Consider the following 12,236-nt stretch of genomic DNA (forward strand, 5'->3'; position numbering starts at 1 on the left):
ACGTCACCTCAGTAGGCTCCTGGTGAATCCGCAGCGTGAGGAGTACTTCGTGATCCGACCGGTCGCGTTCACCGTGCTCGGCGATTGGTCGCCGGCAACCTACATCAACGAGTTCGTGTGGGTCGCCTTCGCGGAACGACTGGTTGCGACCGGTGAGCGCCACGGTCCCGACAATTTCGCGAACATCTGTGCCGCCGAAGAGTTCCTCGGGACATGGTCCCTGCGTCTGGTCGAGCGCGACTGGGAGTGGATGGCGCCGATCATCGGGCGCCTCGCGAACGGAGATGACCCTCTGCAGGTGGAGGCGCAGGCGCTGGCGGAGTATTCGCGGATGCACGACGGGCGGACGCCGCTGATGCGCGACTGGGAACTTGATCCGGACCGATACCGGGCGTGATGTGGAGCCGAGGAGATTCGAACTCCTGACATCCTGCTTGCGCCGTCCAGCGCGCCACTGCGCTACGGGCCGGGCGCACGGATGAGTTCTGCACGCGCGCTCTCAAGGTCAACGAGGCTGCGCTCCTGCTCGGCTCGGACATGCGGGTGAATCTTGTCCGAGGAGATGATCCGTTGGGTCACACCGATAGCAGCGCTGACCTGGGTCAGCACGAACGCGAGATCCGCGTCGTCCAATCGGAGAGCGAACGTCGCAGTCCGTGGCGGCCAGCCGGCTGGACCCTCCCCACGGAGCGGGTGCGTCGCATTCAGTGCCCACCCCCGTTCGCGGAGGGACTCCGCGTGCGCGATGGCCTCGCCATCGCCGCCCGACTGAAGCGCACTCGAGATGGCATTGTCGAGGACAGCGTCGATGACGAGCCACGCTCCAACAGACATCATCGGATCGAGGTTAGCAATACGCCCGAGTCCCGGGGTTGTCCGTTGGGCTCGAGAGATGAAGAACGCCCGAACTCCGCGGTCGTGCGCGAGATTCCGGCGTTCGGGAACTGTGGAGCCTAGGAGATTCGAACTCCTGACATCCTGCTTGCAAAGCAGGCGCTCTACCAACTGAGCTAAGGCCCCGAGCGAATGCCGAGGCATCCGTTCTTCATATTGAATTGTTCACAGTGGGGATACGAGGACTTGAACCTCGGACCTCTTCGTTATCAGCGAAGCGCTCTAACCGCCTGAGCTATATCCCCGAATTTCGGCCAGAGGAAAGACTACCGGACGCGGTGGAAATCTCCGAATCGGGCCGAGGACGGCATCAGTTGTTGGTGAATCCGACGAGGATGCCGCCCGTGATCTTGACACTCAGGTTGTAGAGCACGGCGATGATGGCGCCGAGCGCCGTCGTGACCACGAGGTTCAGGAGCGCCGCGACGACCGCGAAGCCCATGACGTTGCCGAGGGACAGGATCGACGTGAGGTCGCCCCCGGTGCCCGCGACATCCTGCACGAGCTCGTTGATCTTGCCGAAGATGCCGGTCGAGTTCAACACCGTGTAGATGAGGAAGGTGGCGACGATGCTGACGACCGCGAGGCAGACCGCGACGAGGAACGACAGCTTCACCGCCGACCAGAAGTCGATGTAGACCAGGCGAAGGCGCACCTGCTTGGCAGGGGTCTTCCGGTTGGACTTGCGGGCCAACTTCTCGGCGACGCTACTCATGTAGGGTTACTCCTCTCGCGCGGGCTCGGCCGCTTCGGACTCTGCGGCCTCCTCCACGAGATTCCGTTCGGAATTCTTCGCGATGGCGATGATCCGGTCGTCGTTCGCGAACTTCGCGAACACGACGCCCATCGTGTCCCTGCCCTTGGCGGGAACCTCGGCGACGTCAGAGCGTACCACCTTGCCGCTGGCAAGAACCACAAGCACCTCGTCGTCGCGACCGACGATCAGGGCGCCCGCGAGGTCGCCTCGATCCTCGTTCAGCTTGGCGACCTTGATACCGAGTCCGCCTCGGTTCTGCAGGCGATACTGGTCGACCGCGGTGCGCTTGGCATAGCCGCCCTCGGTGACCACGAAGACGTACCTGGCGTCGTCTCCTGCGGTCGCCTCGGCCTCGTCGACCTCGGCACCGTCGGTGAGCGAGGCGGCGACGACGGATGCCTCGAGCAGCTGGTCGCCCGCTCGGAACGACATGCCCTTCACACCCGAGGTCGAGCGACCCATGGGCCGGAGCGCTTCATCCGTCGCCTCGAAGCGCAGGGACATGCCCTTCTTCGAGACGAGGAGGATCTCGTCGTGCTCGTCCGCGAGCATCGCCGAGACGAGTTCGTCGCCCTCCCGCAGGTTGATCGCGATGACGCCGCGCGAGCGGTTGGTGTCGTACGCGGTCAGCTCGGTCTTCTTGACGAGGCCGTCGCGCGTTGCCAGCACGAGATACTGGGCCACGCTGTAGTCGCGGATGTCGAGGATCTCGGCGATCTGCTCGTCGGGCTGCATCTCGAGCAGGTTCGCGACGTGCTGGCCCTTCGCGTCGCGGCCGGCCTCCTGGATCTCGTACGCCTTCGCCCGGTATACACGGCCCATGTTCGTGAAGAACAGCAGCCAGTGGTGCGTCGTGGTGACGAAGAAGTGCTCGACGACATCATCGGCACGCAGCTGCGCGCCCTTGACACCCTTGCCGCCGCGGTGCTGCGAGCGGTAGTTGTCGCTGCGCGTGCGCTTGACGTAGCCGCCGCGCGTGACGGTGACCACCATCTCCTCTTCGGGGATGAGGTCTTCGACGGACATGTCGCCATCGAAGCCCGGCATGATGTGCGTGCGACGCTCGTCGCCGTACTTCGCCACGATCTCGGCGAGCTCGGTGGAGACGATCGTGCGCTGGCGCTCGGGCCGGGCCAGGATGTCCTGGTAGTCGAGGATCTCGGCCTGGATCGACTCGGCTTCGTCGATGATCTTCTGGCGCTCGAGCGCCGCGAGACGACGGAGCTGCATCGCGAGGATGGCGTCGGCCTGGATATCGTCGATCTCGAGCAGCTTCTTCAGCCCGTCACGGGCGTCGTCGACGGTCGCCGATGCACGGATCAACGCGATGACCTCGTCGAGCGCGTCGAGCGCCTTGAGGTAGCCGCGCAGGATGTGCATGCGAGCCTCGGCCTCGCGCAGCAGGTACTGCGTGCGACGCACGATCACTTCGATCTGGTGGTCGACCCAGTGTGCGATGAACCCGTCGATCGAGAGCGTGCGGGGAATGCCGTCGACGATCGCGAGCATGTTCGCGCCGAAGTTGTCCTGCAGCTGCGTGTGCTTGTACAGGTTGTTCAGCACGACCTTCGCGACCGCGTCGCGCTTCAGCACGATGACGAGGCGCTGGCCGGTGCGGCCCGAGGTCTCGTCGCGGATGTCGGCGATGCCGCCGACCTTGCCGTCCTTCACGAGGTCGGCGATCTTGATCGCGAGGTTGTCGGGGTTGACCTGGTACGGCAGCTCGGTGATGACGAGGCAGGTGCGGCCCTGGAGCTCCTCGACCGAGACGACCGCGCGCATCGTGATGGAGCCGCGGCCCGTGCGGTACGCGTCGTTGATGCCCTTGACACCGAGGATCTGCGCGCCGGTCGGGAAGTCGGGGCCCTTGATGCGCTGGATCAGCGCCTCCTGCAGCTCCTCGCGCGAGGCCTCGGGGTGCTCGAGGTACCACTGGGCACCGGACGCCACTTCACGCAGGTTGTGCGGCGGGATGTTCGTCGCCATGCCGACCGCGATGCCGACCGAGCCGTTGACGAGCAGGTTCGGGAAGCGCGCCGGCAGGATCGCCGGTTCCTGCGTGCGACCGTCGTAGTTGTCCTGGAAGTCGACGGTCTCCTTCTCGATGTCCCGCACCATCTCGAGTGCGAGCGGAGCCATCTTCGTCTCGGTGTATCGCGGGGCGGCCGCGCCGTCGTTGCCCGGCGAGCCGAAGTTTCCCTGGCCGAGCGCCAACGGGTACCGCAGGCTCCACGGCTGCACGAGGCGCACGAGGGCGTCGTAGATCGCCGTGTCGCCGTGCGGGTGGAACTGGCCCATGACGTCGCCGACGACGCGGGCGCACTTCGAGAACGCCCGGTCGGGGCGGTAGCCGCCGTCGTACATCGCGTAGATGACGCGGCGATGCACGGGCTTCAGGCCGTCACGGACGTCGGGCAGCGCGCGCCCGACGATGACGCTCATCGCGTAGTCGAGGTACGAGCGCTGCATCTCGAGCTGCAGATCGACCTGATCGATCCTGCCGTGGATGCCGGGGCCCTCGACCGTGTCGTCGCCGCCGGGGTTGATCACATCAGATGTCAAGGAAACGCACGTCCTTCGCGTTCTTCTGGATGAAGTTGCGGCGGCTCTCGACGTCTTCGCCCATCAGGGTGGAGAAGATCTCGTCGGCGGCGGCCGCGTCGTCCATGGTGACCTGCAGCAGCGTGCGGGTCTCGGGGTTCATCGTGGTCTCCCACAGCTCCTGGTGGTTCATCTCACCGAGACCCTTGTAGCGCTGCACGCCATTGTCTTTCGGGATGCGCTTGCCGGCGGCGACGCCGGCGGTGAGCAGCGCATCTCGCTCTTTGTCGGAGTAGACGTACTCGTGGTCGGAGTTGGTCCACTTCAGGCGGTAGAGCGGCGGCTGCGCGAGATACACGTAGCCGAGCTCGATGAGCGGGCGCATGTACCGGAACAGCAGCGTCAGCAGCAGCGTCGTGATGTGCTGGCCGTCGACGTCGGCATCGGCCATCAGCACGATCTTGTGATAGCGCGCCTTCTCGGTGTTGAAGTCCTCGCCGATGCCGGCGCCGAACGCCGTGATCATCGCCTGCACCTCGTTGTTGGCGAGCGCACGATCGAGGCGGGCCTTCTCGACGTTCAGGATCTTGCCGCGCAGCGGCAGGATCGCCTGCGTCTCGGGGTTGCGGCCCTGCACGGCGGAGCCGCCGGCCGAGTCGCCCTCGACGATGAAGATCTCGGAGACGGACGGGTCCTTCGACGAGCAGTCCTTGAGCTTTCCGGGCATGCCGCCCGACTCGAGCAGGCCCTTGCGCCGGGTCGCCTCGCGCGCCTTGCGCGCCGCGATGCGGGCGGTGGCGGCCTGGATCGCCTTGCGGATGATGTCGCGCGCGACCGTGGGGTTGCGCTCGAACCAGTCGCCGAGCTGGTCGGAGGTGACCTTCTGCACGAACGACTTCGCCTCGGTGTTACCGAGCTTGGTCTTCGTCTGGCCCTCGAACTGCGGCTCGGAGAGCTTCACCGAGATGACCGCGGTCAGGCCCTCGCGCACATCGTCGCCGGAGAGGTTGTCGTCCTTCTCCTTGATGATGCCCTTCTCGCGGGCGTACTTGTTGACGAGGGTCGTGAGTGCCGCACGGAAGCCCTCTTCGTGCGTGCCGCCCTCGTGGGTGTTGATCGTGTTGGCGTACGTGTGCACCGACTCGGTGTACGACGTCGTCCACTGCATCGCGACCTCGAGCGCGATCTTGCGATCGGTGTCCTCCGACTCGAAGGAGATGATCTCCTCGTTCACGAGGTCGGACTTCTTCGAACGGTTGAGGTACTCGACGTAGTCGACGAGGCCGCGCTCGTAGAGGAACGTGTCGGTACGGGGACCGGGAGTCGCGTCATCCGCCTCGCTCGCCGCCGTGTCTTCGGGGTCGATCTCGACGTGGCCGCTGCGCTCGTCGGTGAGCGTGATGCGCAGACCCTTGTTGAGGAAGGCCATCTGCTGGAAGCGGCTGCGGAGCGTCTCGTAGTCGAACTCGACGGTCTCGAAGATGTCGGGGCTCGGCCAGAACGTGATGATCGTGCCGGTCTCGTCGCTCGCCTCGTCTTTCGAGAGCGGGGCGTCGGGCACGCCGACACTGAACGACTGGCGCCACACGTGACCCTGGCGGCGCACCTCGACGTCGAGCTTGGTCGAGAGCGCGTTGACGACGGATGACCCGACGCCGTGCAGCCCGCCGGAGACGGCGTAGCCGCCGCCGCCGAACTTGCCGCCGGCGTGGAGAACGGTCAGCACGACCTCGACCGTCGAGCGGCCCTCGGTCTTGTGGATGTCGACGGGGATGCCGCGACCGTCGTCGATGACGCGGACACCGCCGTCGGGCAGGATCGTCACGTCGATGGTGGTGGCATGGCCCGCAAGCGCTTCATCGACCGAGTTGTCGACGATCTCGGAGACGAGATGGTGCAGGCCTCGTGGGCCCGTCGAGCCGATGTACATACCCGGCCGCTTGCGAACCGCTTCGAGCCCCTCGAGTACCTGGATCTCATCAGCACCGTAAGCCGGTGTCTGCTGGGGCTTCGTCGGTTCCGCTGTCATGTGTGAATCGGGCTCCTGACCGTCATTCTGGCGACTCTCGATCCTATCAAATCGAGGGTCGACGCAAGCCTCGAAGCGCCGTTCTGGGGCGATTTCAGATTCCCAGTGACCGAATTTGCCTGCCTAGCCGTAGGTATCGCGCGGACCACGCCCTGGAACCGATCTGGGACCCTTTTTCCAGGTGGGGGCATCCGGCCCCTGAAAGCGGATCGTGTCGACGCCGGCTCCGGGGAATCGCGTGGTGATCTCGGTGACCAGTTGCGTACGCATCATGCGGAGCTGCGTGGCCCATGCCGTCGACTCGCAGCGCACCTGCAGCACGCCGCCCTCGATCGCGATCGGCTCGGTGTGCCGCGCAGTCTCCTCACCGGCGATCTCGGCCCATGACGCGAGCACGTCGTGCTGCGACAACGGTCCGCTCCAGCCGAGCTGCGCACTGAGGGAGTCGATGGTGTCGCCGAGCGGCTTCGGGTCGCGACCGGGACTGAACGGCTCGCTGCCGGATGCCTCGCGAGTGCGGACCCGGCCCGGGCGCCCGGTGCGCGTGCGAGGCTCGCCGCCGAAGATCTCGCGGAAGTGCTGGTAGACGCGGGAGGCCTCAGACATCGGCGGCCTCGGGCTCGGTCGCGGTCTCAGCCTCGGACTCAGGCTCGGGCTCGGGCTCGGGCTCGGGCTCGGATGGTGATGGTGATGGTGACAGCGTCGGCGATGGTGACGTTCCGAGCTCGCCCTCGCCGTCGACGATGCGGCCGGCCGCGATGTGCACGATGCGGGCGGTGAGCGGGGCTGGCACGTCTTCGAGCACGGCCGCCGTCACGAGCACCTGCTCGAAGCCTGCGATCGCCTGGGCCAGCCGTTCTCGCCGCAGTCGGTCGAGCTCGGCGAACACGTCGTCGAGCACGAGCACGGGGTCGCCGGTCATCGAGTCGCGCCGCAGCAGTTCGGCCGAGGCGAGGCGAAGCGCGAGTGCGAACGACCAGGATTCGCCGTGGCTCGCGTAGCCCTTCGCGGGGAGCCCGTTGAGGAGCAGCACGACGTCATCGCGGTGCGGGCCGACGAGGGTGACTCCGCGCTCGAGCTCCTTCGGGCGCAGCACGCGCAACGCTTCGGCGAATCGCTCGCGGGTGCCGGCCGTCGAGGCGGCCGCGTCGACCACCTGCTCGGGATCGGAGTCGGGGTCTGCACCGTCGATCGAGAGCAACGGGGTCATGCCCGGCCCGTGATCGGCGTCGACGATGGCGCGGTAGGCGGCGGCCAGCGGTTCGCGGAGCTCGTCGACGAGCGCGAGCCGCTGGTCGATGAGCTCGGAACCGAGCACGACGAGGCGTTCGTCCCAGATGTCGAGCGTGGTCAACTTGTCGACCGCGAGACCGCGGGCCCGCGCACTCTTCAGCAGCGAATTGCGCTGCTTCAGCACCCGCTCGTAGTCGGCCATGACCCCGGCGAGGCGCGGGGTGCGCTGGATGAGCAGTTCGTCGAGCATGCGCCGGCGCACCGAGGGCTCGCCGCGCACGATCGCGAGGTCTTCGGGTGCGAAGAGCACGCTGTGCGCATAGCGCGGCAGCTCCCGGGTCTTCACGGGCGAGCGGTTCAGCTGGGCCCGATTGGCGCCCTGGCGATTCAGCTGCAGTTCGACGAGCAGCTCGCGGTCGCCGTGCGAGAGCAGCGCCCGCACGATCGCGGCGTCGGCACCTGCCCTGATGAGCGCCTGGTCCCCCGAGACCCGGTGCGATCCGAGTGTGGCGAGGTAGCCGATCGCCTCGACGAGGTTGGTCTTGCCCTGACCGTTGCGCCCGACCAGCACCGTCGCACCCGGGCCGAGTTCGAGCTCGGCACGCGCGTAGTTGCGGTAATCGGTCAGTGAGAGCCGGGCGACGTGCATGCTGGGCTCCCTTCAGCAGCGGGGCATCCGGATGCCCCGGAGCCGACGGATTCGCAATTGACCACGCTACCCCGCACCGCCGACGACGGGCCCGGCCCGTGACGACGGACTAGCGGAGCAGCAGGTTCGGCTGCAGCAGGTAGCGGTAGCTGTCGGCGCCGGCCTGCTCGCGCGAGGACTGGCTGGTGATGAGCACGGGGCCCGGCTTGTTGGGGTTCTCGGTCTTCGTGAACGAGACGCGCACGAACTCCGAGTGCACGGCGCCGAGGCCGTCGAGCAGGAACTGCGGCTTCAGCGAGACGACGGTGTCGTCGCCCGTGAGGATCGCGTCGATCGATTCGGAGGCCTGGGCCTGCTCGCTGCCGATCGCCTCGAGGGTGAGGCCGTCGGCCGTGAAGCTGTAGCGAAGTGCGGCCTCGCGCTCGAGCACGAGGGCGACACGGCGGGTCGCCTCGATGAGCTCAGCCGTGTTGACCACCGCGTAGTTGTCGACCGTCTCGGGGAAGAGCCGGCGCACCGGCGGGAAGTTGCCCTTGATGAGCAGTGACGTGACGGTCTTCTTCTCGGCGCTGAAGGCGATGAGCTCGCGGTCGTCGCGGCTCGTGATCGAGACCGAGATCGTGCCGGAGTGGCCGAAGGTCTTGCCGACCTCCTGCAGGGTGCGCGCCGGCACGAGTGCCGTGACGGATTCCTCGCTCGCGACGCCCCCGCCGTCCCAGTCGAGTTCGCGCACGGCGACGCGGTAGCGGTCGGTGGCGACGAGGCTGAGGTTGTTCTCGCGCACCTCGAGCTGCACGCCGGTGATCACGGGGGTGACGTCGTCGCGCGATGCGGCGACGGCGACCTGCGCGACGGCCGCGGCGAACTCCTCAGCCGGAACGACGCCCGACTGCTCGCCGATCTCGGGAATGGAGGGGTACTCCTCGACCGGCATCGACAGCAGGGTGAAGCTCGCCGAGCCGCAGCTCACCGAGATGCGGCTCTCTTCGGTCGACACGCGCACGGGAGCGTTCGGCAGGCGGCCGGCGATCTCGGCGAGGAGTCGGCCGGAGACGAGCACGGTGCCGGGCTCCTCGACGTCGGCCTGGATCTCGGTCTGCGAGGAGACCTCGTAGTCGAACGAGGAGAGCACGAGGCCGTCGTCGTTCGCCTGGATCAACACGCCCGAGAGGATCGGCAGCGTGGTGCGCTGAGGCAGCAGTTTGACGGCGAAGGAAACGGCCTCACTGAAGACGTCGCGGTTGACCTGGAACTTCACGGTACTCCCGTCGTGGATGTCGCTGGGTGGCTCCCATGCTATCCGCACAGTTCCCTCCGACGAGGGCGAATCGAGCACGAACCGCTCGTGGAGACCGCCGCTCGAGGCGCGCCGATTCACAAGGTTGTGGGAATCCCCACTTAAACCCTTAACTCTTAACAGTGTTAACCGCTGTGGAAACTGTGGATGGTGTTCGGAGACCCGCGGAACCGTGCCGATCCGGAGGCATCCGATCTGTGCACAGTGTGTGGGTTCGTGAGCGGATGCCTCGCTCCGATGCCGAACGCATGACACTGTTCTGCACAGGCGAGCACCCTGTCTCAACAGGCGCTGGGCGGTTGCTCGTTAACAATCCACAGGTTCTCCACAACTGTGGGAATCGGGCGTCGGAGGCCTGCAGAGGGCCTGCAGAGCTCGATTCCGACCGTTTTCGAGCGCGCCGAACACCCCTGTGCTGGTTGAGCCTGTCGAAACCTGAGCCGGTCGGAACCGAGCATGCGGCCGGCCTCAGCGGTAGCGGCTGACCTGCTTGATGCGTGCGGTGAGCTCGGTGACCTGGTTGTAGATCGAGCGTCGCTCCTTCATGAGCTCCGAGATCTTCTTGTTCGCGTACATCACGGTGGTGTGATCGCGATTGCCGAACAACTGGCCGATCTTCGGCAGTGACAGGCTCGTCAGCTCGCGGCAGAGGTACATCGCGATCTGACGCGCAGTGGCGACCGCCTGCGATCGGCTCGAACCGTAGAGGTCGTCGACGGTCAGCTTGAAGTAGTCGGCGGTCGCGGTGATGATGTCCACCGGCGAGACGACGTTGTCCGAGTCATCCGTGATGAGGTCCTTCAACACCGTCTGCACGAGCGGCATGTCGACCGGTGTGCGATTGAGGCTCGCGAAGGCGGTGACGCGGATGAGCGTGCCCTCGAGCTCGCGGATGTTGCTCGACACCTTCGACGCCATGTATTCGAGGATGTCGTCGGGCACCTGGAGCCGCTCGGACTGCGCCTTCTTGCGGAGGATGGCGATGCGCGTCTCGAGGTCCGGCGCCTGCACGTCGGTGATGAGGCCCCACTCGAAGCGACTGCGCATGCGGTCCTCGAACCCCGTGAGGTGCTTCGGCGGCACATCGCTCGTGATCACGACCTGCTTGTTGTGGTCGTGCAGCGTGTTGAAGGTGTGGAAGAACGCCTCCTGCGTCTCCGCCTTGCCCTGCAGGAACTGGATGTCGTCGATCAGCAGGATGTCGATGTTGCGGTAGCGCTGCTGGAAGAGGGAACCGCGGTTGTTGGCGATCGAGTTGATGAAGTCGTTCGTGAATTCCTCGGAACTCACGTAGCGCACGCGGATGCCGGGGTACAGGCTCATCGCGTAGTGGCCGATGGCGTGGAGCAGGTGGGTCTTGCCGAGCCCGGAGTCGCCGTAGATGAAGAGGGGGTTGTACGCCTTCGCCGGTGCTTCGGCGACGGCGACCGCGGCCGCGTGCGCGAAGCGGTTCGACTGGCCGATGACGAAGCTCTCGAACGCGTACTTCGGGTTCAGCCTCGTGTCACGCGAAGCGACGGGGCTCGTGTTCTCGAAGACCGACTGCGGCGACGCCGGCAATTCGACCGGATCGATCGCCTCGTCGACGAACGGAGACAGCGGCTCGGAGGCCCTCGCCTCCTCGAGCTCGGGATTGACGACGACATAGAAGGAGGTCACGGGCGAGGGCGCCTCGACCACGCTCATCGCCGACAGCAACGAGACTCGCATGCGCTGGTTGAGCATGCTCGCGGTGAAGTCGTTCGGCACCTCCAGATAGAAGGTGCCCGCCGCGATGCCCTTGGGTTCGACCAGGTTCAGGAATCCCTGGAGCATCGGGGTGATCGCGTCGTCGTCTGACAGCCGATCGAGGATCGTCGCCCACGTATCCGTGATGGGCTGCTCTGTCATCGTTCCCCGCATTCATTCGGTAGCCATCGTCTGGCCGCTCATCGATCCCCCGATCGACGGAGCAAGCGGCGCGAGGCGCATGTTCTCTGCGTTGTCCACGGCCTGTGGGGAGATTTCGGAAGAAGCCCGAGAATCCGCGCACCAAGCTGGGGATAACTGGTGTCAAACGCTATCCGAGGAAGGCGCTCCCGACAAATGCCGATTGAGGGATTCGACAGAGCCGGCGTGTCATTCCACAGGCGATCCTGAGGTTCGAGCGATACTGTCTCTTTTGGACTGCGGCCGCATCGATCTCGGTTCGGTTTGACCCCGAGCCCTCGAGGCCGTAGTTTTAATCAGTTGACCCCAGCCCGTCACGGGCACCCAGTTTTCCCGCCACCACGCAACCAGCGAATTTCGGCGAGGAGATCCGAACGCCGGAGAAGAAGAATGAGCAAGCGTACTTTCCAGCCGAACAACCGTCGTCGCGCCAAGAAGCACGGCTTCCGCCTTCGCATGCGCACCCGCGCTGGCCGTGCCATCCTGTCGGCACGCCGCAGCAAGGGTCGCACCGAGCTCTCCGCGTAGTTCTTCGGTGCTCGCCAAAGCCAATCGCATCACGAGCGCCGACGACTATCGAGTCATCGTGCGCCGAGGTGCGAAGGTCGCCGGTGCCCACACCGTGAGCTATGTGCGCTCACGGGAGTCGGGCACCGACGCACGCTTCGGCTTCATCGTCTCGAAGAAGGTCGGCGGCGCAGTCCGCCGGAACCTGGTGCGCCGCCGGCTGAAGGCCGTCTGCCACGAGGCACTCGGCGACGGCATCTCCGATGTCGACGTCGTCGTGCGAGCACTGCCTTCGGCGTCCCTCGCCGACTGGAACGAGATCCGCGCCGAGGTACTCGGCGCCCTCCAACGCCGCCGTGCACGCGTGCCGGCCGCCGCAGCGCAGGAGAAGGGCGAATAG

General features: G+C 66.1%; 11 protein-coding genes and 2 tRNA genes. 3 read left to right on the top strand and 10 right to left on the bottom strand.

Translation table 11 applies throughout. The annotated features are described in order from the left end of the window. Nucleotides 1–22 precede the first annotated feature (22 nt). Nucleotides 23–397 (top strand): hypothetical protein, encoded by a 375-nt coding sequence (locus JOE59_RS15860; RefSeq protein ID WP_204462144.1) that lies wholly within the window; start codon nucleotides 23–25, stop codon nucleotides 395–397. A gap of 62 nt (nucleotides 398–459) precedes the next feature. On the opposite strand, the gene JOE59_RS15865 is transcribed toward JOE59_RS15860, so the two are convergent. The 10 genes from JOE59_RS15865 to dnaA form a co-directional block, all read right to left on the bottom strand. Beyond that, nucleotides 460–633 (bottom strand): hypothetical protein, encoded by a 174-nt coding sequence (locus JOE59_RS15865; RefSeq protein WP_204462146.1) that lies wholly within the window; start codon nucleotides 631–633, stop codon nucleotides 460–462. A gap of 314 nt (nucleotides 634–947) precedes the next feature. Continuing rightward, a tRNA-Ala gene (locus JOE59_RS15870) sits at nucleotides 948–1,020 on the bottom strand. Between the two features lie 45 nt (nucleotides 1,021–1,065). After that, a tRNA-Ile gene (locus JOE59_RS15875) sits at nucleotides 1,066–1,139 on the bottom strand. 65 nt (nucleotides 1,140–1,204) lie between these two features. After that, a complete protein-coding gene (locus tag JOE59_RS15880; RefSeq protein WP_074260467.1) occupies nucleotides 1,205–1,609 on the bottom strand; it encodes a DUF3566 domain-containing protein in 405 nt (134 codons plus the stop codon). A gap of 6 nt (nucleotides 1,610–1,615) precedes the next feature. Further along, nucleotides 1,616–4,120 carry a DNA gyrase subunit A gene (gene gyrA, locus JOE59_RS15885; protein WP_204463443.1) on the bottom strand — a complete coding sequence of 835 codons (2,505 nt, stop codon included), beginning with the start codon at nucleotides 4,118–4,120 and terminating at the stop codon, nucleotides 1,616–1,618. Between the two features lie 82 nt (nucleotides 4,121–4,202). Further along, complete coding sequence (gene gyrB, locus JOE59_RS15890) at nucleotides 4,203–6,221, bottom strand: DNA topoisomerase (ATP-hydrolyzing) subunit B (RefSeq protein WP_204462148.1); 2,019 nt, start codon at nucleotides 6,219–6,221, stop codon at nucleotides 4,203–4,205. Nucleotides 6,222–6,344: 123 nt separating this feature from the next. Next, entirely contained in the window at nucleotides 6,345–6,827 is a 483-nt protein-coding gene (locus tag JOE59_RS15895; protein ID WP_179551617.1) for a DciA family protein, read from the bottom strand. Next, nucleotides 6,820–8,103 carry a DNA replication/repair protein RecF gene (gene recF / locus JOE59_RS15900; protein ID WP_204462150.1) on the bottom strand — a complete coding sequence of 428 codons (1,284 nt, stop codon included), beginning with the start codon at nucleotides 8,101–8,103 and terminating at the stop codon, nucleotides 6,820–6,822. The genes JOE59_RS15895 and recF overlap by 8 nt, the downstream gene beginning before the upstream one ends. Before the next feature lie 109 nt (nucleotides 8,104–8,212). Then, nucleotides 8,213–9,361 (bottom strand): DNA polymerase III subunit beta, encoded by a 1,149-nt coding sequence (dnaN, locus tag JOE59_RS15905; RefSeq protein WP_179551615.1) that lies wholly within the window; start codon nucleotides 9,359–9,361, stop codon nucleotides 8,213–8,215. Between the two features lie 507 nt (nucleotides 9,362–9,868). Next, nucleotides 9,869–11,302: a chromosomal replication initiator protein DnaA gene (gene dnaA, locus JOE59_RS15910; protein ID WP_374191132.1), complete on the bottom strand. Its 1,434-nt coding sequence runs from the start codon at nucleotides 11,300–11,302 to the stop codon at nucleotides 9,869–9,871. Between the two features lie 417 nt (nucleotides 11,303–11,719). On the opposite strand from dnaA, the gene rpmH reads away from it, so the two are divergent. Continuing rightward, the gene (rpmH, locus tag JOE59_RS15915) at nucleotides 11,720–11,857 is read left to right on the top strand and encodes a 50S ribosomal protein L34 (protein ID WP_055854070.1); all 138 of its coding nucleotides are present in this window, start codon (nucleotides 11,720–11,722) and stop codon (nucleotides 11,855–11,857) included. Nucleotides 11,858–11,864: 7 nt separating this feature from the next. Continuing rightward, nucleotides 11,865–12,236: a ribonuclease P protein component gene (rnpA, locus tag JOE59_RS15920; RefSeq protein WP_074260462.1), complete on the top strand. Its 372-nt coding sequence runs from the start codon at nucleotides 11,865–11,867 to the stop codon at nucleotides 12,234–12,236.

The organism is Agromyces cerinus (genome assembly GCF_016907835.1).
Lineage (GTDB): Bacteria > Actinomycetota > Actinomycetes > Actinomycetales > Microbacteriaceae > Agromyces > Agromyces nitratus.